The sequence below is a fragment of the Bradyrhizobium sp. UFLA05-125 genome (genome assembly GCF_059803515.1).
Map to the genome: position 1 here is coordinate 60614 of NZ_JBANBJ010000038.1, position 21138 is coordinate 81751.

General features: G+C 63.3%; 18 protein-coding genes. 13 read left to right on the forward strand and 5 right to left on the reverse strand.

All coding sequences use genetic code 11. The annotated features are described in order from the left end of the window. Together SO156_RS27790 and SO156_RS27795 are read left to right on the forward strand one after the other, a co-directional pair. Positions 1–2292, forward strand: a complete 2292-nt coding sequence (locus SO156_RS27790; RefSeq protein ID WP_498536990.1) for a xanthine dehydrogenase family protein molybdopterin-binding subunit — start codon at positions 1–3, stop codon at positions 2290–2292. Between the two features lie 63 nt (positions 2293–2355). Continuing rightward, positions 2356–2820: an FKBP-type peptidyl-prolyl cis-trans isomerase gene (locus SO156_RS27795; protein WP_458145204.1), complete on the forward strand. Its 465-nt coding sequence runs from the start codon at positions 2356–2358 to the stop codon at positions 2818–2820. Positions 2821–2925: 105 nt separating this feature from the next. Here the strand turns inward: SO156_RS27795 and SO156_RS27800 are convergent, their stop codons facing one another. Further along, a complete protein-coding gene (locus SO156_RS27800) occupies positions 2926–3144 on the reverse strand; it encodes a CsbD family protein (protein WP_458145205.1) in 219 nt (72 codons plus the stop codon). Positions 3145–3268: 124 nt separating this feature from the next. Here SO156_RS27800 and SO156_RS27805 point away from each other — a divergent pair, with 124 nt between their 5' ends. From SO156_RS27805 to SO156_RS27815, 3 genes are all read left to right on the forward strand, one after another. Further along, on the forward strand, positions 3269–3778 hold the full coding sequence (locus tag SO156_RS27805; RefSeq protein ID WP_458145206.1) for a cupin domain-containing protein: 510 nt from the start codon (positions 3269–3271) through the stop codon (positions 3776–3778). 309 nt (positions 3779–4087) lie between these two features. Beyond that, positions 4088–5101 (forward strand): alpha/beta hydrolase, encoded by a 1014-nt coding sequence (locus SO156_RS27810; protein ID WP_498536991.1) that lies wholly within the window; start codon positions 4088–4090, stop codon positions 5099–5101. 83 nt (positions 5102–5184) lie between these two features. Further along, on the forward strand, positions 5185–5673 hold the full coding sequence (locus SO156_RS27815; protein ID WP_498536992.1) for a VOC family protein: 489 nt from the start codon (positions 5185–5187) through the stop codon (positions 5671–5673). Positions 5674–5845: 172 nt separating this feature from the next. On the opposite strand, the gene SO156_RS27820 is transcribed toward SO156_RS27815, so the two are convergent. Then, positions 5846–7000: a hypothetical protein gene (locus SO156_RS27820; RefSeq protein WP_458145208.1), complete on the reverse strand. Its 1155-nt coding sequence runs from the start codon at positions 6998–7000 to the stop codon at positions 5846–5848. Between the two features lie 2 nt (positions 7001–7002). Then, on the reverse strand, positions 7003–7731 hold the full coding sequence (locus tag SO156_RS27825; RefSeq protein WP_458145209.1) for a FecR family protein: 729 nt from the start codon (positions 7729–7731) through the stop codon (positions 7003–7005). Between the two features lie 218 nt (positions 7732–7949). On the opposite strand from SO156_RS27825, the gene SO156_RS27830 reads away from it, so the two are divergent. Beyond that, positions 7950–9212, forward strand: coding sequence for a phospholipid carrier-dependent glycosyltransferase (locus tag SO156_RS27830; RefSeq protein WP_498536993.1), 1263 nt, complete (start codon positions 7950–7952; stop codon positions 9210–9212). 51 nt (positions 9213–9263) lie between these two features. Here the strand turns inward: SO156_RS27830 and SO156_RS27835 are convergent, their stop codons facing one another. Beyond that, on the reverse strand, positions 9264–9908 hold the full coding sequence (locus SO156_RS27835; RefSeq protein WP_498536994.1) for an OmpA family protein: 645 nt from the start codon (positions 9906–9908) through the stop codon (positions 9264–9266). A gap of 560 nt (positions 9909–10468) precedes the next feature. Between SO156_RS27835 and SO156_RS27840 the strand changes: the two genes are divergently transcribed. The 3 genes from SO156_RS27840 (at position 10469) to SO156_RS27850 (ending at position 13695) form a co-directional block, all read left to right on the forward strand. Next, a complete protein-coding gene (locus SO156_RS27840; RefSeq protein WP_498536995.1) occupies positions 10469–11893 on the forward strand; it encodes a caspase family protein in 1425 nt (474 codons plus the stop codon). Positions 11894–12153: 260 nt separating this feature from the next. Beyond that, the gene (locus tag SO156_RS27845; RefSeq protein WP_498536996.1) at positions 12154–12399 is read left to right on the forward strand and encodes a hypothetical protein; all 246 of its coding nucleotides are present in this window, start codon (positions 12154–12156) and stop codon (positions 12397–12399) included. 117 nt (positions 12400–12516) lie between these two features. After that, entirely contained in the window at positions 12517–13695 is a 1179-nt protein-coding gene (locus SO156_RS27850; RefSeq protein ID WP_498536997.1) for a winged helix-turn-helix domain-containing protein, read from the forward strand. 78 nt (positions 13696–13773) lie between these two features. Here SO156_RS27850 and SO156_RS27855 read toward each other — a convergent pair whose 3' ends face one another. After that, positions 13774–14202, reverse strand: a complete 429-nt coding sequence (locus SO156_RS27855; RefSeq protein ID WP_458145215.1) for a ribosomal maturation YjgA family protein — start codon at positions 14200–14202, stop codon at positions 13774–13776. Between the two features lie 80 nt (positions 14203–14282). On the opposite strand from SO156_RS27855, the gene SO156_RS27860 reads away from it, so the two are divergent. The 4 genes from SO156_RS27860 (at position 14283) to SO156_RS27875 (ending at position 20952) form a co-directional block, all read left to right on the forward strand. Next, positions 14283–15626, forward strand: coding sequence for an MFS transporter (locus tag SO156_RS27860; RefSeq protein ID WP_498536998.1), 1344 nt, complete (start codon positions 14283–14285; stop codon positions 15624–15626). 238 nt (positions 15627–15864) lie between these two features. Continuing rightward, positions 15865–16971: an efflux RND transporter periplasmic adaptor subunit gene (locus SO156_RS27865; RefSeq protein WP_498536999.1), complete on the forward strand. Its 1107-nt coding sequence runs from the start codon at positions 15865–15867 to the stop codon at positions 16969–16971. Positions 16972–17180: 209 nt separating this feature from the next. After that, positions 17181–20321, forward strand: a complete 3141-nt coding sequence (locus SO156_RS27870) for an efflux RND transporter permease subunit (RefSeq protein WP_498537000.1) — start codon at positions 17181–17183, stop codon at positions 20319–20321. 31 nt (positions 20322–20352) lie between these two features. Beyond that, on the forward strand, positions 20353–20952 hold the full coding sequence (locus tag SO156_RS27875; protein ID WP_458145219.1) for a TetR/AcrR family transcriptional regulator: 600 nt from the start codon (positions 20353–20355) through the stop codon (positions 20950–20952). Positions 20953–21138 lie beyond the last annotated feature (186 nt).

Genomic DNA, 21138 nt, shown 5'->3' on the forward strand with positions numbered 1-21138 from the left:
ATGACCACTGCTGCTCCCGAGCTGAAGGCCAATATGGGCCAGCCGGTGCCGCGTTACGATGCCGTTGCGAAGGTGACGGGGAAGGCGGCCTACGGCTCCGACATGCCGCTCGCCAACCCGGCCTATGCCTTCCTGGTGACCAGCGCGATCGCCAAGGGTCGCATCGACAGCTTTGAGCTCGATGATGCCAAGCGGGTGCGCGGCGTGGTCGAGATATTCACGCATCAGAATATGCCGAAGCTGAATGAGCCGAAGCTGTTCTCCAACGGCGGCCATGCAGGGACCACGATCCAGCCGATGAAATCGGCCGACATCGCCCATGACGGCCAGATCGTCGCGGTGGTCGTTGCCGAGAGCTACGAAGCGGCGCGCGAGGCCGCCAATCGCGTCAAGGTCAACTACACCGCGCTGATGCCGGCGGCGACGTTCGATTCGCAGGGCACAACGGCGGCCGCCGCGAAGGGCCAGAACGCGATGTTCAAGGAAGACCCGAAGGTCGGCAACTTCGCGACGGCGTTCGACGAGGCCGAGGTCAAGCTCACCGCGTCCTACGAGACGCCGACACAGCATCACAATCCGATGGAGCTGTTCACGACGAGCTGCGTCTGGATGGGCGACAATCTGCTCGTCTATGAACCGAGCCAATATGTCTACGGCCTGAAGAACGGCGTTGCCGAACAGCTCGGCATCGATGCCGACAAGGTCCGCGTGGTCAATCCTTACGTCGGCGGCGGTTTTGGCTCGCGCGGATCGATGACGCCGCGCACCGCGATCATCGCCAGTATCGCGCGCCGGCTGAACCGCCCGGTCAAGCTGGTGCCGACGCGCGACCAGGGCTTTACCATTGCAACTTACCGAGCGGAGACGCGCCATCAAGTCCAGCTCGGCGCGAGCCGGGACGGCAAGCTCGTCGCGCTGCGTCATGAGGGAGCCGAGGTCTCCTCGCGTCCCGACGCCTATTGCGTCGGCGGCACCAAGACGACGACGCGGCTCTATGCCTGCCCTAATGTCGATAGCCTCGTCTCGATCGTGCGCGCCGACCGCAACACGCCTGGATTCATGCGCTCGCCGCCGGAGGTGCCTTATATGTTCGCGCTGGAGAGCGCGATGGACGAACTCGCAGTCAAGCTCGACATGGACCCGATCGAGCTGCGTCGCATCAACGACACCACGACCGAGCCGATCGGGGGCAAGCCCTACACGTCGCGATCGCTTATGGCCTGTTTCGACGAGGCTGCAAAGGCCTTCGGATGGTCGCAGCGCTCGGCCAGGCCGAAATCGATGGCGGATGGTGATTGGCTTGTCGGCTATGGCTGCGCTGCCACCTGCTATCCGACCCAGATGGGACCATCGGCGGCGCGCGTGCGCCTGCAGCGCGACGGCCGCACCCGCGTCGAGCTCGCCGGTCATGAGATCGGCACCGGCGCCTACACGGTGATCGCACAGGCTGCGGCCGAACGGCTCGGCGTGCCCCTGGAGAAGGTTGCCGTCTATATCGGCGACAGCGATTTGCCGCCGGCTCCGGTCGCGGGGGGCTCGAACTCGACCGCCAGCACGTGCTCGGCGGTGATGATGGTGTGCGACAAGGTGCGCCAGCGCCTGTTCCGCGCGCTGATGCCGAACGAAGGCCTCACCGACAGGGCCAAGGAGACCGTCGGCATGGGGCAGACGCAGGCGACGCAAGCTGCGGCTAGCGGTCAGCCGCTCGACCGCGAAAAGGCGTTCGATGCGCTTGGCGTCAGCGTGATCGAGGAGTATGGCGAGTGGAAGCCGGACGGCGCGCCGCCGGATGCCTTCGAGGCCATGCATAGCGGCCACGTTCGGTTGGTCGGCGGGCCCAGCCTGAAGGACGGAATCGCCTACGCTTTCGGTGCGGAATTCGTCGAGGTCAGGATCAATCGCTTCACCCATGAGATCCGCACGCCGCGCCTGGTCGGCGCCTTTGCCGCCGGCCGCATCATGAATCCGCGCACGGCGCGCAGCCAGCTCATGGGCGGACTGATCTGGGGCATGTCCTCGGCGCTGCTGGAGGCCACCGAGATCGACGAGCGCACCGCGCGTTACGTCAACGACAATTTCGCCGACTATCTCGTGCCGGTGAACGCGGATGTGCCTGATGTCGAGGTCATCTTGCTGTCCGAAGAGGATGACCGCATCAATCCTGCCGGTGTGAAGGGGCTCGGCGAGCTCGCCAATGTCGGCACCAATGCTGCGATCTGCAATGCGCTCTATCACGCGACCGGCCAGCGCATCCGCAAGCTGCCGGTGCGGCTTGAAAACATCGAGGCCTGATAAGGGCTGGTCACGCCCGGTGTGTTGCGCTAGACACCTCCCGCTCCAAACGGAAGGTGTCTTATGCAGCGTGCCCAGCGTGCACTCCTCACCCTCATGTCGGCGCTCGCGATTACCTTAATCGGCGTAGCGTCGGCATTCGTCTCCACCCCGGCATCGGCCCAGACCGCAGGAAAAACCATGACCACAGCTTCAGGCCTCGAGATCATCGACAGCGTCGTCGGCACTGGCGCCTCCCCAAAGTCCGGCCAGATCTGCGTGATGCACTACACCGGCTGGCTCTATGAGAACGGCAAGAAGGGCAAGAAATTCGACTCGTCCGTCGACCGCAACGAGCCGTTCGAGTTTCCGATCGGCAAGGGCCGCGTGATCGCCGGCTGGGACGAGGGCGTTGCCACCATGAAGGTCGGCGGCAAGCGAACGCTGATCATCCCGCCGCAGCTCGGCTACGGCGCGCGCGGCGCCGGCGGCGTGATCCCGCCGAATGCGACCCTGATGTTCGACGTGGAATTGCTCGGGGTGAAGTGACGGCAGTACCAGCGCAAAACAATCGGGGTGAAGTGACGGCAGTACCAGCGCAAAACAAAAAGACCGGCCTTGCGGCCGGTCTTTTTCGTTTTGATCCCGCGCGTCTCACTCAGTTGTGCGCTTGGCGTTCGCCGCGGCGCGATCGATCGCTTCCTTCGCGGCGTCCTTGGCGTCGCCCATGGCCTGCTGGCCCTTGCCCTTGATCTCCTGCACGGTGCCTTCGCCCTTCATGCGATCGGAACCCGTGGCTTCGCCAATGCCCTGCTTGGCCTTGCCGATCGCCTCATTGGTGGTGCCTTTGATCTTGTCGCTCGTGCTACCCATGAAAATCTCCCTATCTTGATTGAAAGGACAACGTGGGGCGCCTAAGAGCGTTCCGATTTTGGTATGGCTTGATGCCGCGGCTTTGGCTAGCTTGCGGCGCACGGAACCAATAGAAAGCAGCCACATGAGCGGCCATGACCACACGCACTCCCATCATCACGATCATGACGATCGCTGGAAACATGACGGCGTGCGGGTGATCCCCGGCAACCAGCTCGATCCCAATGTTCCCTCGACGCCCGGCATGGACCGCAAGGCCGCGATCAATTTCGCGCGCGTCGGCGCGCAGAAATTGTGGGCGGGCACGGTCAGCATCAAGCCGGACGCGAAGACCGGCGCGCATCATCATGGCCATCTCGAGAGCATCATCTATGTGGTGAAGGGCAAGGCCCGCATGCGCTGGGGCGATCATCTCCAGTTCACGGCAGAGGCCGGCCCCGGCGATTTCATCTACGTGCCGCCTTACGTGCCGCACCAGGAGATCAACGCGAGCCCCGACGAGGTTCTGGAATGCGTGCTGGTGCGCAGCGACGGTGAGGCGGTCGCGATCAATCTCGACATCGAGCCGGTCGAGAAGCCGGAAACCGTGTTGTGGATCGACCCCGTCCACCGCGATCCGAACGAGACGAAGTGACCGGTCTGAGTTAGGCGCCGCGCTCGCAATAGCGAGCTTTCGGCAGGTTCGTCCCACATTCTCGATGTCGTCGCCCGCCTTGTGCGCAATTGCGCACTGGGGCGGGCGATTCAGTATTCCAGAGACCGCGCGAGGATACGGAGAAGCCGCGGCGTACTGGATTCCCCGCCTTCGCGGGGAATGACAGAGGAGAAGGAAGCATCGCTCCAACACCTCGCGTTCGCAATGACGGAGAACGCGGCTGACGCTTTCGTCCATGTCTGCTAGGCTTCGCCGGAGCCTGCATCAGACAAGGCGAGAGAGGTCACCATGGTGAAGCCCGATCATTCACTGCCGCGGCGGAGTCTGATCAAAGGAGCCGGTGTGCTCGGGGCAACGCTGGCTGGCGCACTGCCGCAGGCCCGCGCCGCCGATCAACTCGCCGACATCTGGTCCAGCGAATACAGGGCGAAAAAAGGCGACGTGCCCCTTTGGATGTACCGCAAGCGGCTCGGCGCGCCGAAGGCGGGCGAGGCGGCGCGGCCGGTCGTGGTGTTCGTGCACGGCTCCTCCGTCACCTCGCGGGTGTTCGATCTCAGCGTGCCAGGCAAGGGCGAATACTCGACCATGAACGAGTTCGCCCGCTACGGCTTCGACTGCTGGACGCTGGATCACGAGAACTACGGCAAGTCGGGGCGCACCTCCGGCAATTCCGACATCGCAAGTGGCGTTGAGGATCTGAAGGCCGCGGTCGAGGTGATCACGCGCGAAACCGGGCAGAGGAAATTCCATTTCGTGGGGGAGTCCTCGGGTGCGTTGCGTGCCGGCGCTTACGCCATGGTCGCGCCGGAACACATCGACCGGCTGGTGTTCGCCGCCTTCACTTACAAGGGCGAGGGCTCGCCGACGCTGGCCAAGCGCGCCGAGCAGGTCGACTATTACCGTACCCACAACATGCGGAAGCGCGACCGCGAAATGATCCGCTCGATCGCGACCCGCGACAAACCAGGGACCAGCGATCCCGCCGTCATGGACGCGCTCGCCGAGGTCGAGCTTCAGTTCGGCGATCAGATCCCGACCGGCACCTACCTCGACATGACGGCCAACCTGCCGGTGGTTGACCCGGAGAAGGTGCTCGCGCCGGTGCTCCTGCTGCGCGGAGAGTTCGACGGCATCGCGACCGTCGCCGATCTCGAGGCCTTCTACAACAAGCTGCCGAACGGCGACCGGCAGTTCGTCATCCTGCCGGGAACCGCGCATTCGGTGGTGCTGGCGATCAATCGGGCGCTGTTCTGGCACGCCACGCGGGCGTTTTTGACGATGCCGACGCCGATCGCGACCTGACAAAAATGCACGCGGCCTGTCGGATTGCCGGCCGCGCCATCGTCCTCGGATCGGGACTCGCCCCGAAAGAGGAGTTTTTGTCCATGTCCAAGGTTACACCCTGCCTGTGGTTCAACGGCGACGCCGAGGAAGCCGCAAATTTCTACGTTTCCCTGATGCCGGATTCGAAGGTCCTGAAGGTCCAGCGCAACGCCTCCGACAATCCGTCCGGCAAGGAAGGCTCAGTGCTCGTCGTCGAGTTCACATTAGGCGGACAGCGCCTCGTTGCGTTGAACGGCGGAATGAAGATGGAGTACACCCACGCCCTTTCGCTGCAGATCGATTGTGAGGATCAGGCGCAAGTCGACAGCATCTGGGAGGCCTTCCTCGCTCATGGCGGCAGGGAAGAGCAGTGCGGCTGGCTCAGGGATCGCTGGGGCGTGGCTTGGCAGGTGGTGCCGAAAGCGATGTTCCAGTTTCTCTCGAGTTCGGACAGGGCCGCCGCAAAGCGCGCCATGCAGGCCATGATGAAAATGGTCAAGCTCGATGTCGAAGCGCTGCGCCAGGCCTATGAGGGCAAGTCGGCGGCGTGACGGCGCGTTCGCGCCACATCCTGCCTGTCATCGCCCGACTTGATCGGGCGATCCAGTATGCCGCGGCGGTCGTGATGAAACTCGCTATCTCTGGAATACTGGATGCCCCGGTCGAGCCGGGGCATGACAACGGAGTTGGTAGCGCGCGACTACGCCGACAACGTCAAGCATCTCAATAATTGATCCGCAAGCCCAAGCCGCCGTGGATGGTGTTGCCGACGGGCTGCGGACCGAGCGTGCCGTTGGCGAAGAGGTCGACGATCCACCCTTGCGCAAAGCGGAAGCCGAGGCGGCCGCCATATTCGAACCAGCCTTGATTGCCCATGGTCGGCACCACCGTGCCGTTGCCGGTGACGGTGGCGACGATGCCGGAATGGGCGCCGAACGACTGCACCCAGCCGCCGTTGACGTTGGCCTCCACCGTGCTGCCGAACAGATGTGTCCACTGCCCGCCGAGCTTGACGAGACTGGTGCGGTCGGTACCGCCAGCGATCGTCGCATCGAACGGATTGAGCGCGACGGTCTGATCGCTGTAGCCGGACACCCGCTGCCACAACTGCCAGAACTCGACGGAGGCCGCGACCTCGTCGCGCGGCGACACCCGGGTGATCCAGCCGGCCCGGCCGTAGACGGCATAGTTCGAGCTGTCGGTCGAGCCAGTCACGGTGACTGCGCCGAGGCTCGTCTGATAGTTGCGGGTGTAGCGCACCTTCTCCCAGGGCGTGAGCACCGTGCCGATGTCGAAGAACGGGCGTGACGAGCCCCAGTCGGTGAAATCGTAGCGCAGCGCAAAGGCGCCGATCGGCGCGCTGGTGACGTGGTAGCCGCCCTCATTGTATTGCGTGTAGGCGAGGCCTGCGAGCAGCGACAGGTTGCTGGTGAGCTCCTTGCGGCCGTGGACGCCGGCGGAGAACGACCCGGCCGAGCCGAACGCGCTGATGCAGTCGCTGCAATTGACCTGCTCGTTGACGCCGAGCAGCACCGAGCCGAGCACCCGGTTGGTGATCATCTGGTTGAAGCGCTGATTGGCGAGGTCGCCGATCGAGCCGGCGCTGGAGTCGGCTCCGGTCGGCCCAGTGCCCGGACTGTTCGTCGTCGGTACTGGCGACGGCGATGGCGATGGACTGGGGGAGGGCGTGGGTGTCGGCGTCGACGTGGGTGTCGATGTGGGCGTCGGGGTCGGTGTCGATGTCGGCGAGCAGACGTTATCGGAGTTGCAGGTTTGCGCTGCCGCAGCCGGTTGCAACTGCGTTGTGAGGAGTGCAAACGACGTGGCCGCAGTCAGTGCAGCCGAAAAGATGGCATTGCGGATCGTGAGCTTCGCCATCGTCACCGTCCGCACAGCATGCCGTCGTCATGGACGGCGGGCGTGATGGTCGGCGCAGCGTCGGCGTATTGGTTGACCGAGCACAGGCCGGCAGCAGCCGTGCAGGTCGCCGCAAAGGTCCAGGGCGGCGAGTTGGTCTTGGTGATCGTGGAGCGGCCGCCCGTCGAGGTGATGATCGCGGTGTCGCCGGGCTGGGTGAGTTGAACACACTGGAAGCCCAGCGTGCAGACGCTGGCCGCGCCCTCCTGCAAGACGACCACGGAGCGGCCGCGTTGCGAGAGGATGTCCAGCGTGGTGCCGCGCACGCCGATGGTCGCGAGCGGCGTCGTGATCTTGTAGGCGGCCTTTTCAGAATGTCCGGTGACGAAACGGAATGCGCCGGTGGTCATGCGGATCGCGACGTCGCGATAGCTGTGCTCGTCGTTGAAGACCGTGCGGTCGAGCTTGAGCGTGGCGCTCGGCCCCAACGACAGATTGGTGCTGTCGGCCATGACGAAGCGCGCCGCGCTGTCGGCGCCGGTGCGCACGGTCTCGTCGCGCAGCATGCCGTCGCCGACGTTGATCTGTGTCGCTGTCGCCGCGACGCGAACCACTTCGTTCTGGATCACCACGGCTTCGCCGACGCGCGTCTGAGCTTGTGCGGCGACGTGTATCGGCGCGTCTGCGGCGGACGCCGCGTAAGGGAGAGCCGAGAACAATGCCGGAAGAAGTATACGAATTCGCAAATTCATATCATGGCCGATCGATGTGTCCTGTATCGTACCGGATCGCGCTCGCTTGCGATGTGGTATAATTATCACAAGTAGCGCAGCACGAGCGTCACGGTTAGTGACAGCTGCGACAGAATGCGTTCAATGCGCTGAGCAAAGATATTTTTCTTCGCGGTGAAGCAGATTTGCCACGCAAAACATCCCCACAACGACAGCGCGAAGTGACTGTTGCGTCGCCTATGTCGCGTAGCGCAGTGATCGCTGTCGTTATTTTCCTGGTTGCGCATCTTGCGCTTCTGATCGGCGTCTCCACGCCGGACAAGTTCGTGTTCGACGAGGTGCACTACGTGCCCGCTGCGCGGCAGATGCTCGAGCCGGTCATGCCGAAACCCGTGCTCAATCCGATGCATCCGCCGCTGGCAAAGGAGCTGATAACGTTGTCGATCGCGATCTTCGGCGGCAATTCACTGGGCTGGCGCTATCCGGCAACGCTGTTCGGCGCACTCGCGGTCGTCGCAGTCTATCTTTGCGGCCTGGCGCTGTTCTCGGCCGAAGGCCCCGCGATCGCGGCGGCGCTGATCGCCTTCTTCAACCAGATGCTGTTCGTGCAGTCGCGCATCGCGATGCTCGACATCTTTGCGCTTGCCTTCGGCCTGCTGGCGTCGGCGGCCTTCATGCATGGCTTTCGGAGAGAGCGGCCGCACCGGCTGTTTGCGCTGGCCGGCGGATTGTTCGGTCTTGCCGCCGCCTGCAAATGGAGCGGCCTGTTTCCGCTCGCGGCCTGCATCGTCATCGTCGCGGCGATCCGTTTGATGCAGAGCTGGCACACGCTGTTTGCCGACGCGAAGCCGACCGACTGGTATCGCCCCGACCTCTGGCCCGATTTCAGGGCGCAGCACTTTGCACTTTGCTTCGTCACGTTGCCGGTGGTGTTCTATCTTGTGGCCTTCTTGCCGCTGTATGGACTATCGCCATCCGATCTGATCGAGGCCCAGCGGCGCATCTTCGCCGACAACACCACGACCGCGATTGCCGGCCATACCTATATGAGCTCGTGGCCGTCCTGGCCGTTTCTCGTACGCCCGGTGTGGTTTCTGTTCGACAAGGTCGGCGACGACCGGATTTCCGCGGTCGTCTTCCTCGGCAATCCCTTGGTGCTGTGGCCGGCACTGCTCGCGCTGGCGGTCGTTTTGCGCGACTTCATCGTCACGCGCCGCTGGGATGCGTTCCTCATCTCGGCATTCTATTTCGGCCCGTATCTCGCCTGGGCACTGCTGCCGCGCACGCTCGGCTTCATCTACTACTATTTGCCGGCCGCAACCGCGTCCTCGCTCGCACTGGTCTACGTGCTGCGACGCGGCAAGATTCCGCCTTGGGTGCTGTGGGCCTATGTCGCGATCGCAGCCATCGGCTTCGCCGTCATGCTGCCGATCTCCGCGGCGTTCGTCGGCACCTCGATGCAGACCTTCAACCGGCTGATGCTTTTCCAGAACTGGATATGAAACCCGCCAGCCGCGGGCGCGGCGGGCGGGTTTTCGAACTGGATGCCGCCATCACTTCGAGGCGGTCGTCTTGGTTTCCATGTTCACGACCTGGACGCGACGGTTGATCGGGTCGGCGCCGTTCGCGGTGTCCTTCAGCTTGGTCTTGCCATAGCCGACGGTGACCAGATCGCTGCCGTTGAGGCCGTAGTTCTGCACCAGATACTTCTTGATGGTGTCGGCGCGCCGCTCGGACAGATCCTGGTTGAAGGGATCGCTGCCGATCGCGTCGGTGTGGCCGGCGACCACGAAGGTCGAGCCCTTCAACGCCGGATCGGAAAGTGCCTTGCCGAGCGCCTGCACCGAGGCCACCGAAGTCTTGGCGATGTTGGCCGAGTTGTAGTCGAACTGGATCTCCAGATCGATCTTCGGCTTGCTGGCCGCGAGCTCAGCGATCTGATCGCGCTCGTCCATCGAGAGTGAACGGGTCTGACGGTTGCGCACGGTATTCAGGAAGCTCGCCTCCTTGGCCCGATCCGCGGTCTCGGTCTGCGGACCGGTGGACAGGCCGCGGGTCAGGGGCTTCGACTTCAGCGCATTCAGGATCTCGTTGGCGGTGATGTTGTTGTCGCCGGCGAGTGCCAGGCCTGCCGTCAGCGACAGCGCGGCCGAAAGGGTAATCGCCTTTAATCCGAAAAGCTTGTTGAAATGGGTCATTGTCTGAAATCCTCGCTGTGACGCCTGATAGCGATTTGATGCTGCGAGCCTAGGTCCGGTTCAAACACCCTGATGTGATGCGTATCACATTCAGAAATGGACTGATCTCGATCCTCATTCTAGCGCCGGAGCCGGCCAGCATCCAATCGCATGTTGGTTGGTGGCGGCGACCTACACCGACTAGAGAGGGACTCTTCGTTGGTCGGGAAGCACGCCTGTCTCTTTCGAGCTTCGAAAAAGCGCGGCTGATCGGCCGTTGACTATTTTGGATCGTTTGCGGCGCCAGGCATCGGGCTCGCTGGACTCCTCGCGCCGGCGGGTCCATTCTTTCTGCTATTGCTCGTCCTTTCTGCCATTGCTCGTCACCCGCCGTTATTGCCGCTGTGTCAGCAGCCCGAAAAGTAGACGTCGCAGCGTCGTCCAGCTCGGTTCGAGCAGCAGAAATCCCCGAGTGATCCAGATCACAGTGGTTGGCCGTGGACTGGATCAGATTGCTGTTATCGGATCGGCTCAAGTCGATCCGAGGGCAGCGAGGAAGTTTGGATCAGGGGAGAATGATCATGCGCTTCTTGTTCGCAGCAATTTCAATCGCAGCATTTCTCGTCAGCGGCAACGCAGCCTTCGCCGACAAGCGCGTCGCCTTCGTGGTCGGCAACGCCGCCTACAAGAACGTCCCGCAACTCCCCAACCCGGCGATCGATTCCAAGGCGATGGCCAGGGTGCTGCGCAATGTCGGCTTCGATGTCGTCGAGGGCTCCAACCTCACCCGCGACGCCATGACGGCAAAGCTCCTGGAGTTCGGCAAGAAGAGTGAAGGCGCCGACGTGGCCGTGTTCTTCTATGCCGGCCACGGTATCGCAGTGAACGGCGTCAATTACCTGTTACCGATCGACGCCGACCTGAAATCCGAGATGGACGTCAAGCTGGGCGCGGCGATCAATGTCGACGTCACGCTCGAGCAGACCATGTCGGATGCCAAGGTGAAGCTCGTGTTCCTGGATGCCTGCCGTGACAACCCGTTTGCGGCAAAGATTCGTTCGGCCAAGGCGACGCGCTCGGTCAACGTGCAGACCGGCCTTGCCGAGATGAAATCGGGCGAGGGTACGCTGATCGCGTTTGCCACCGGCCCTGGCCAGACCGCTCTCGATGGCGAAGCCGGCACCAACAGTCCGTTTACCCGCGCGCTCGTGGCCAACATTGCCCAGCCCGGCCTCGAGATCCAGCAGGCGATGACCAAGGTCCGTGCCCAGGTCAGCGACGAGACCAACAAGGGGCAATTGCCCTGGGGGCACACCAACCTCACCGGCAACGTCTATCTCAATCCGGTGGGTGTGCCGGCTGTCGCGGAGGGCGATGGCCCGAGCGCATCGGCATCTGCTTCGACCAAGCAGGGCTCCGACGTCGAGCTCGAGTTCTGGCGCTCGATCAAGGATTCCAACAAGGTGGAAGAGCTCAACGCCTATCTCACCAACTATCCGAACGGCACGTTCAAAGCGATTGCCCTGGCTCGCATTGCGGCGTTGCAGGACGGTCCTTCGAACACCACGCGCAACCTGACGGCCGGGGTCGATCCCGCCACCTTTACCGAGGAAGCCAGCCAAGTCACCGAAGACCAGATCGGTCTCGACAAAAATCAGCGCCGCGACGTGCAGCGCCGCCTCACCGGGCTCGGTTTTGACGTCAAGGCGACCGGGAAGTTCGACGAAGAGACCCGCTCTGTGATCAAGCGCTGGCAGGCGGCGCGTGGCTATCCCGCCACCGGCTACCTCAACAAGTTGCAGCACAAGGCCCTGCAGTCGGAGATTATCTCGACCCGCTCTGCCTCCTCCGAGTCGGCGGACGAGGAGCCGGCGCGCCGGCGCTCCTCCGGTGGCGGTGGTCGACGCTATTATAGTAGTGGTGGCGGCGGCGGCGGGGGAGGCCCGATGGGCGGCCCCGGCGGCCTCTTCGGCGGCATGATGGGCGGATTGTTCGGCCGCCGCTGACAGGCAAACAGGCGAAGCAAAGGCGGCCCGATCCGGGCCGCTTCTTCGTTTTGGCAACCTTGCTCGACGATGGTCGCAAAGCGGTCGTCGCGCGGCCCGGCTGCGAACAAGAAATCGGCCAGATGGGCGCTTAGCAAACTCCCTCACCCCAGAACAAACGCTGGCCACGCGAAGGGAGCCGGTTCCGAACAGTGCCAAGGCCGAGTGAGTATCAGTTCTATCGTGGCGGCCCGCCGGATCGGACGACTTCGCAGAGTTCAATGCCCATCTACATTGGCGCGGCGATGATCGCCGTCGCGATCCTGCTATCGACACTGGTCACAGGTCTCACCAATCGCTATGTCGGCTTGGAAGGCGTGACCGAGGACAATATGTGGCTGGTCGACCGCCTGACCGGCAGCGTGTATCGCTGCCAGGCGACCGACCGCGGCATGGCCGCCTGCGAGCCTGATATCGCGACCGGCAGCGTCGGCGACCGCGCCAAGGGATCGAAGCGCGGCCCTTGAGCCGGGCGCACCGGCGTTCGTGCCGGGTCCGGCCGCGCTGTCAGCAGGTGGCAGTGCGGCTTTTTCTTTGCCGTTGTTTCTTTGCCTCCTTGCGAATCCCGCTACATTGCGCTCGCAATGCCCCGCACACCCAAACCACTCCCGCTTCAGACGTCACAGGCGCGGCAGATCTGGCTGCACGCGCAGCGGCTCGACACCCGCGAGCCTTTCGGCGTGGGCGCACAAGCGGTCGCCGATGCCATCGCCCATCTGGGCTATGTGCAGATTGACACCATCAACGTCATCGAGCGCTGCCATCACCACATTCTCTACAGCCGTATCCCATCCTATCGCCGGGCCGATCTGCGCCACGCCCAGAGCGTCGACAGGAGCGTGTTCGAATACTGGACGCATGCGCTGTCTTATGTGCCGACGAGCGACTTCCGCTTCTTCCTGCCAGCAATGCGCGAGCACCGGCGCGACGGACACAAATGGTATGCGTCGGTGACACCGGCCGACATGCGCAAGGTGATGCGGCTGGTGCGAGCCGGCCCGCTGACGATCCGCGACATCGAGGACGACGTCCTCACCGAGAAGGAGCATCTGTGGCAGAGCCGCAAGCCCTCGAAGCGGGCGCTGCAACTCGCCTTCTACACCGGCGTCGTCACGATCAGCGAACGCCAGGGCATGCTCAAGACCTATGAGCTGATGACGCGTCATTTCGGTTGGGACAAGCTCCCGAAGCCGGCCTCCGCGAAGGACAGTATGAACTACCTGCTCGACCGCGCGCTGCGGTCGCAAGGGCTCGTGAGCCTCGATTCGATCTGCCATCTCGACGCGCCCAGCAAGAGGGCGGTGGCGCGCCTGATCGCATCACGGGTCCGACGCGGCGATCTCGTGCCGCTCGCCTTGGAAGGTGCGGGCAAGCAGGAGCATTGGGCAGCGCCGTCAGCGCTGGAGCCCGGCAAGGGCGCGCCGCCGGATCTCGTGCACATCCTCTCGCCGTTCGATCCCCTGATCATCCAGCGCAAGCGCACCAACCTCATCTTCGGCTACAATCACCTCTTTGAAGCCTATGTGCCGAAGGCCAAGCGCAAGCTCGGCTATTTCGCGCTACCCGTGCTCGTCGGCGACGAGATCGTCGCGGCGCTCGATTTGAAGGCCGACCGGCAGAGCAGGAAACTCCTGATGCAGAAATGGACCTGGGTCGGCAACGGCAAGAAGACAGCCGGCCGCAAGGAGCTCAAGCACAGGATCGAGGACGAGCTCGATCGTTTCGCGCGCTTTCAGTTGGTGGAGCAGGATGCGGGTTCGTAGTCGGGTAGGGTGGGTTAGTGAAGCTAACCCACCACTTCAGCTTCCGCGTGGACGAACCGCGGTGGGTCACGCCTTTGGCTAACCCATCCTACGCAGCGCAACGAGGCGGTCGATCCAGGCGCCAAACACAATACCGATCGCGTAGGCGACGATATTCCACAGCGAAAAGATACGCCCCAGGAGCAGCGCGCCGGCGGTCGTGAGGCGGAACGCATCGAGCCAGGGCGTATGCACCAGCCGGGACAGTTCGACGACGATCGCAATCGCTGCCGCAATGACCGCAACTCGCGTCCGCGTCAAGCGCGGCAGCACGGCTGCGACCAGGAAAAACACCATGGTCGCCCAGAGCAGCGAGCCGCCATATTTCACGATGAAGGCCGGCAGCCCAAGCGGAAAACCGTACCAGCGCAGGGAGAGGCCGCATGCGATCACGATGAGGGCGAGGGCGGCGCGGGTCAGCGGCACCCGCAACGGCGCAACAGGGTTGGTCGATTGCGTACCATGCATTGCTCGCTCCATTGACTCTTTCGCCGCGATGCTCAAAACCGCCCTCAGGCTGAGAAAAGAAACAAACTAGGGGGGACGCCATGAGCCAGACCACCACCATTACCGGTTCCGCAAACACCGCCAAGAACCCTAACAAGAGCGCGATTGAGACCTCGACCATCCGCGCCATCTCCTGGCGCCTGATTCCATTCCTGGTGCTGGCTTACTTCTTTTCCTACCTCGATCGCGTGAATCTCGGCTTCGCCGCGCTGACCATGAATGCGGAATTGAAGTTCACGCCGCTGATCTTCTCCTGGGGCGCCGGCATCTTCTTCATCGGCTATTTCATCTTCGAGGTGCCGAGCAACCTGGCGCTGGAGAGGTTCGGCGCGAGCCGCTGGATCGCCCGCATCATGGTGACCTGGGGCATCATTTCGGCGCTGATGGCGACGGTCAACGGCGTCACCAGCTTCTACGTCCTGCGCTTCCTGCTCGGTGTCGCCGAAGCTGGCTTCTTCCCCGGCATCATCCTCTATCTCACCTATTGGTACCCAGCCGAATATCGCGCGCGCTTCCTCGCGGCCTTTGCCATCGCGGTGCCGGTGTCGACCGTGATCGGCGCGCCGATCTCGGGCCTGCTGCTCGGGCTTGACGGTGTGCTGGGCTTGCAGGGCTGGCAGTGGCTCTTCATCATCGAGGGCGTGCCGTCGGTGCTGCTCGGCATCGTCACCTGGTTCTATCTCACGGACAAACCGGAGAAGGCGGACTGGCTGTCGGCCGAGCAGAAGGCGTGGCTCAAGGCCAGGCTTGATTCGGAAGTGGCGGCCAAGCAGGCTGTGAAACACCTCTCGCTCGGCGAAGCCTTGTCCTCACCGAAGGTGATTGCACTCAGCCTGATCTACTTCGGCTTCGTTGGTGCGCTCTACGGCATGCAGTTCTGGCTGCCGCAGATCGTGAAGGCCTTTGGCCTCACCAATGCGCAGACCGGCTTCGTCACCGCGATCCCGTATTTGTTCGGCACTATCGCGATGATCCTGTGGGCGCGGCATTCCGACGCCACGCGCGAGCGCGTGATGCATGTCGGCGCGCCGCTGCTGCTCACCGCCGTCGCACTCGGCGTCTCCTCCTATCTCACCGATCCCACCCTGACGATGGTGGCGCTGACGGTGGCCGCGATCGGCGAATTCTGCTGCTTCGGCGTGTTCTGGACCCTGCCGACCGCCTGGCTCTCCGGCATGGCGGCCGCCGGCGCGATCGCTCTGATCAACTCGATTGGTAACCTCGCCGGCTTCGCCGGGCCCTATCTGATCGGCTGGGTCAAGGAAGCGACGGGCCAGACCTCGACCGGCCTCCTGGTCCTGGCGATCCTGCCTCTGATCGCCGGCATCCTGGTGTTTGTCGGCGGCCACGAGAGCGAGCACGAGTTTGCCGAAGGGGGGCGGTGAGGGGCCGCTTATCAAGTCATTCCGGGGTTCGCGCTCGCGCGCCCCGGAATGACTCCCGACGTGACGTAGCTTCTCGCGCGCCGCTTACGCGACCAGACTTCACACCAAAGCTAACCCTTTGACCGATTTTACCTCCTTACCATCCCTTAACGATCACGCTTTCCTGATGACTGACGATTATTGACTTTTATCAGTGATTAGTCGACATTTCTCCGGAACACAGCCGCAGGAGTGTCCAATGTTCGTCCGGTCGATTTTGTCGAGCTATTCCAGGCTCTTGGCAGGTGCTTCGCTGGCACTCATGGCCGTGGCACTGGCCGGATGCAATGACACCGTGGCGCAAAAAGCCGAGCCGCCGCGGCCGGTGCTGGTCGCCAACGCCCATTACGAGGCCGACACGCCGGAGCGCAGCTTCGTCGGCACCGTCAGGCCCCGGATCGAGAGCGACCTCGGTTTCCGCGTCGCCGGGAAGGTCGCCAAGCGCCTGGTCGAGGTCGGGCAGACGGTCGAAGAGGGCCAGCCACTCGCGACACTGGATGAAGTTGATCTGAAGCTCCAGGCGGAGCAAGCCGTGGCCGAGCAGACCGCTGCGACCGGTGTGCTCGCTCAGGCCGCCGCCGCCGAGCAGCGCGCCAAGGATCTGAAGGCCAAGGGCTGGACCACCGACGCGCAGATGGATTCAAGCCGCGCCGCCGCCGACGAGGCCCGCGCGCGATTGAATCGCGCCGAGCGCTCGGTCGAACTGACCAAAAATTCCCTTTCCTACGCGACGCTCAATGCCGACGCCCGCGGCGTCGTCACCGCAACGCTGATCGAGCCCGGCCAGGTGGTCGCCGCGGGCCAGGCTTCGATCCGTGTCGCCCGCTTTGCCGAGAAGGAAGCGGTCGTCGCGATCCCCGAGACGCTGGTCGGGCGCGCCAAGTCGGGCGTCGCCAGCGTCACTCTTTGGTCGGAGCCGAACAAGAAGTACGTCGCCAAGCTGCGCGAGATCGCGCCTGCTGCCGATCCCGCCACGCGGACCTACCTTGCTAAATTCTCGCTGCCGGAAGCTGACGACAAGGTCGCGCTCGGCATGACGGCGACACTGACGCTGTCGGATGCCGCGACCGAGCGCGTTGCGCGGCTGCCGCTGTCGGCGCTGTTCAACGAAGGCGGCAAGCCGTCCTTCTACGTCGTCGACGACAACGGCGCGGTGACGCTGAAGCCCGTCGTGGTCAAATCCTACGAGAGCAACGACGTCGTCATCGCCAGTGGCGTGGAAGAGGGCGCGAAGATCGTCGCGCTCGGCGTGCAAAAGCTAGATCCGAACCAGAAAGTCCGGATCGTGTCCTCGCTTTCTTTCTGACGACGGAACGAGCATGACCCCGGTTTTAAGGGGCATGCTCAAACAATAGAGAGTTCCGTCATTGCGAGGTGAGTTTCGGCCGTCGCGCGAATGCGACGGAAGAAGCGGCGAAGTGATCCAGAACCTGCCCAGCCCCCTGGATCGCTTCGCTACCTCGCAATGGCGGGTTTCAACAGGTGGTTGGAAATAGGTCACCTCTGGAGAGTGCGATGAAGCGCTTCAACCTTTCGGCCTGGGCCGTCAGCCATCCGACGCTGGTCCTGTTCCTGATGATCGTGCTCGGCGTCGCCGGCTTCTTCTCCTATCAGAAGCTCGGGCGCGCCGAGGATCCGTTCTTCACGGTGAAGGTAGTCAACGTCTCGGTCATGTGGCCGGGCGCGACCGCGCAGGAGATGCAGACCCAGGTCGCCGATCCCATCGAGAAGAAGCTTCAGGAGCTGCCCTATTTCGAGAAGGTGCAGACCTACTCGAAGCCAGCTTTCACCGCGATGCAGGTGACCTTCCGCGACAACACGCCGCCGAAGGACGTGCCGTATCTTTTCTATCTCTTGCGCAAGAAGCTCGTCGACGTTCAGGGCCAGTTGCCGTCGGGCATTCTCGGACCCGTCGTCAACGATGAGTTCTCCGACGTCGATTCCATTCTCTACATGATGACCGGCGACGGCGCCGATTATGCGCAGCTGAAGAAGACCGCTGAGGGTTTCCGTCAGCGCCTCCTTAAAGTTCCCGGCGTGACCAAGGTCGACGTCTACGGCACGCAGGACGAGCGCATCTATGTCGAGTTCTCGCACGCCAAGCTCGCAACCCTTGGCATCACGCCGCAGGCACTGTTCGATTCGCTTGCCAAGCAGAACAACGTGACCCCAGCCGGCACGGTCGAAACGTCGTCACAGCGCGTGCCGCTGCGCGTCACCGGTGCGCTCGATGGTGCCAAGGCTGTTGCCGAAACGCCGGTCGAGAGCAACGGCCGCGTGTTCCGCCTCGGCGACATCGCGACCGTCACGCATGGCTATGTCGATCCACCCAGCTTCGTCGTGCGCCAGGAAGGCAAGCCCGCGATCGGTATCGGCGTCGTCACCGCCAAGGGCGCCAACATCCTCGAGCTCGGCAAGGACGTCGAGAAGGCGACCAGCGAGTTCATGAAGGCGGTGCCGCAGGGCATCGACGTCGAGCTGATCGCCGACCAGCCCAACGTGGTCGAGCACGCGGTCGGCGAGTTCGTGCATTCCTTCGTCGAGGCGCTCGCGATCGTCTTGTTCGTCTCTTTCGTCGCGCTCGGCTGGCGCACCGGCATCGTGGTCGCGCTGTCGGTGCCGCTGGTGCTCGGCATCGTCTTCATCGTGATGAATTCGATGTCGCTCGACCTGCACCGCATCTCGCTCGGCGCGCTGATCATCGCGCTCGGCCTTTTGGTCGACGACGCCATCATCGCGGTCGAGATGATGGTGGTGAAGATGGAACAGGGCTGGGACCGCATCCGCGCCGCGTCCTTTGCCTGGGAATCGACTGCGTTTCCGATGCTCACGGGAACGCTGGTCACGGCCGCAGGCTTCCTCCCCATCGGCTTTGCCAATTCGGCGGTCGGCGAATATGCCGGCAGCATCTTCTGGATCGTGGCGATCGCACTGGTCGCATCATGGTTCGTCGCGGTGATCTTCACGCCCTATATCGGCGTCAAGCTGTTGCCCAACATGAAGGTGCATCACAGCCACGATCCGCACGCGGTCTATGAGACGCGGATGTATCGCGGCCTTCGCGCCATCGTGCAGTGGTGCGTCAACCATCGCATCACGGTGGTGGTGGCGACCGTCGGCGTCTTCGTCGCCTCGATCGTCGGCTTCGGCCACGTCCAGCAGCAGTTCTTCCCGCTGTCCGAGCGGCCCGAGCTGTTCCTCCAGCTCCGCCTGCCGGAAGGCACCGCCTTCAACGTTACCGAAAAGGCGGTGAAGGACGCCGAGAAGCTGCTGAAGGATGATCAGGACATCTCGACCTACACGGCTTATGTCGGGCAGGGCTCGCCGCGCTTCTGGCTCGGCCTCAATCCGCAACTGCCGAACGAGGCCTTTGCCGAGATCGTTATCGTCGCCAAGGGCGTCGAGGCGCGCGAGCGCGTCAAGGCCAAGATCGAGAATGCGGTGGCCGATGGTGCGCTCAACGAAGCCCGCGTCCGCGTCGACCGCTTCAATTTCGGTCCGCCGGTCGGCTTCCCCGTGCAGTTCCGCGTGATCGGACCCGATCCGCAGAAGGTGCGCGAGATCGCCTACCAGGTCCGCGACGTCATGCGGCAGAACAAGAACGTCAAGGACGTCCAGCTCGACTGGAACGAGCAGTCGCCCTATCTCAAGCTCGTCGTCGACCAGGACCGTGCGCGCGCGATGGGCCTCACCCCGCAGGAGGTCTCGCAGTCGCTCGCGATGCTGATCTCCGGCGCACAGGTGACGACCGTGCGTGACGGCATCGAGAAGGTCGGCGTGGTCGCCCGTGCAATCCCTTCCGAGCGGCTTGATCTCGCCCATGTCGGCGATCTCACCATCACCTCGCGCAATGGCGTTGCGGTTCCGCTCCAGCAGATCGCCAAGATCGAGTATTCCCACGAGGAGCCGATCCTGTGGCGGCGCAACCGCGACATGGCGATCACCGTGCGCTCCGACGTCGTCGACGGCGTCCAGGCGCCCGACGTGACCAGCCAGATCACGCCGAAACTGCAACAGATCAAGGACTACCTCGAGCCGGCCTACCGCATTGAGCCGGGTGGCGCGTTCGAGGAATCCGCCAAGGGCAATGCCTCGATCTTCATCCTCTTCCCGGTGATGGTCATGGTGATGCTGACGCTGTTGATGATCCAGCTTCAGAGCTTCTCGCGCCTGATCCTGGTGTTCCTCACCGCGCCCCTCGGCATCGTCGGTGCGTCGCTCGGGCTCAACGTCGCCAACCAGCCTTTCGGCTTCGTGGCGCTGCTCGGCCTGATCGCGCTCGCCGGTATGATCATGCGCAACACGGTCATCCTGGTCGACCAGATCGAGACCGACGTCTCCCATGGCCTGACCCGGCGCGAGGCGATCGTGGAGGCGACCGTCCGGCGTGCACGCCCGGTGGTGCTGACCGCGCTCGCCGCGATCCTTGCCATGATCCCGCTGTCGCGCTCGGCGTTCTGGGGCCCGATGGCGATCACCATCATGGGCGGATTGTTCGTTGCGACCTTCCTGACGCTCCTGTACCTGCCGGGCCTCTATGCCCTCTGGTTCCGCAAGAGCCTCGACGAGGCTGGAACTGCCGAGCAGCCGGAAGCTGCACCGCAGCATGGCAGCGATGCCGAGCCAGCATTTCCGCTTGCTGAAGCTGCTGAATAAATGAAGAGTGAGTTTTGACGAGTCTCGACAGATGACACTGGTTTCGGAACATATCGAAGGCGACACCCGGGAGCGTATCCTCGAGGTGGCCGAGCGGCTGTTCCGCCAGATCGGCTACCAGAAGACCACTGTCGGCGACATTGCCAAAGAGCTGCGGATGAGCCCGGCCAACGTCTATCGCTTTTTCGAATCGAAGAAGGCGATTCATCAGGCCGTGGCGCGCTCGCTGATGGGCGAGGTCGAGCTGGAGGCGCATCGGATCGTGGCTCAGCCCGGCCCGGTGCGGGACCGCTTCCGTCAGCTTCTGACGACCATCCATCGCATGAACACCGAGCGTTATGTCGGTGATTCCAAGCTGCATGAGATGGTCGAGATCGCGATGCAGGAGGACTGGGACGTCTGCGTCGCCCATATGGAGTGCATCGCCGCGATCATCGGCCAGATGATCGCACAAGGTGCCGCCTCCGGCGAATTCGAGGCGCCAGACCTCCAGCTGGCCTCGCTTTGCGCCTGCACCGCGATGATGCGCTTCTTCCACCCTCAGATGATCGCCCAGTGTGCCACCAAGCCGGGCCCCACGATCGATCAGATGATCGATTTCGTCATCGCAGGCCTGTCGCCGCGTCACTGAAGCGTGGTGCAATTGCTCCTATGAGCAAGCTGAACGTCATGATGGGGTCGGTCTTGCGGACCTCGCCGGAATGACGGGCGATTGGCGCGCAACACGGACCAGCAAACTCCGTCATTGCTGTGCAAGTTCACTAATTCGGTGATCGAATGGTTTGGGTCTGGGCCTCGGCAAATCCCTTTGGTGTCT

Excerpts from the sequence above, each read along its gene's own strand:
- SO156_RS27790 (WP_498536990.1), top strand. The coding sequence starts at position 1 with ATGACCACTGCTGCTCCCGAGCTGAAGGCCAATATGGGCCAGCCGGTG.
- SO156_RS27795 (WP_458145204.1), top strand. The coding sequence starts at position 2,356 with ATGCAGCGTGCCCAGCGTGCACTCCTCACCCTCATGTCGGCGCTCGCG.
- SO156_RS27800 (WP_458145205.1), bottom strand. The coding sequence starts at position 3,144 with ATGGGTAGCACGAGCGACAAGATCAAAGGCACCACCAATGAGGCGATC.
- SO156_RS27805 (WP_458145206.1), top strand. The coding sequence starts at position 3,269 with ATGAGCGGCCATGACCACACGCACTCCCATCATCACGATCATGACGAT.
- SO156_RS27810 (WP_498536991.1), top strand. The coding sequence starts at position 4,088 with ATGGTGAAGCCCGATCATTCACTGCCGCGGCGGAGTCTGATCAAAGGA.
- SO156_RS27815 (WP_498536992.1), top strand. The coding sequence starts at position 5,185 with ATGTCCAAGGTTACACCCTGCCTGTGGTTCAACGGCGACGCCGAGGAA.
- SO156_RS27820 (WP_458145208.1), bottom strand. The coding sequence starts at position 7,000 with ATGGCGAAGCTCACGATCCGCAATGCCATCTTTTCGGCTGCACTGACT.
- SO156_RS27825 (WP_458145209.1), bottom strand. The coding sequence starts at position 7,731 with ATGAATTTGCGAATTCGTATACTTCTTCCGGCATTGTTCTCGGCTCTC.
- SO156_RS27830 (WP_498536993.1), top strand. The coding sequence starts at position 7,950 with ATGTCGCGTAGCGCAGTGATCGCTGTCGTTATTTTCCTGGTTGCGCAT.
- SO156_RS27835 (WP_498536994.1), bottom strand. The coding sequence starts at position 9,908 with ATGACCCATTTCAACAAGCTTTTCGGATTAAAGGCGATTACCCTTTCG.
- SO156_RS27840 (WP_498536995.1), top strand. The coding sequence starts at position 10,469 with ATGCGCTTCTTGTTCGCAGCAATTTCAATCGCAGCATTTCTCGTCAGC.
- SO156_RS27845 (WP_498536996.1), top strand. The coding sequence starts at position 12,154 with ATGCCCATCTACATTGGCGCGGCGATGATCGCCGTCGCGATCCTGCTA.
- SO156_RS27850 (WP_498536997.1), top strand. The coding sequence starts at position 12,517 with ATGCCCCGCACACCCAAACCACTCCCGCTTCAGACGTCACAGGCGCGG.
- SO156_RS27855 (WP_458145215.1), bottom strand. The coding sequence starts at position 14,202 with ATGCATGGTACGCAATCGACCAACCCTGTTGCGCCGTTGCGGGTGCCG.
- SO156_RS27860 (WP_498536998.1), top strand. The coding sequence starts at position 14,283 with ATGAGCCAGACCACCACCATTACCGGTTCCGCAAACACCGCCAAGAAC.
- SO156_RS27865 (WP_498536999.1), top strand. The coding sequence starts at position 15,865 with ATGTTCGTCCGGTCGATTTTGTCGAGCTATTCCAGGCTCTTGGCAGGT.
- SO156_RS27870 (WP_498537000.1), top strand. The coding sequence starts at position 17,181 with ATGAAGCGCTTCAACCTTTCGGCCTGGGCCGTCAGCCATCCGACGCTG.
- SO156_RS27875 (WP_458145219.1), top strand. The coding sequence starts at position 20,353 with ATGACACTGGTTTCGGAACATATCGAAGGCGACACCCGGGAGCGTATC.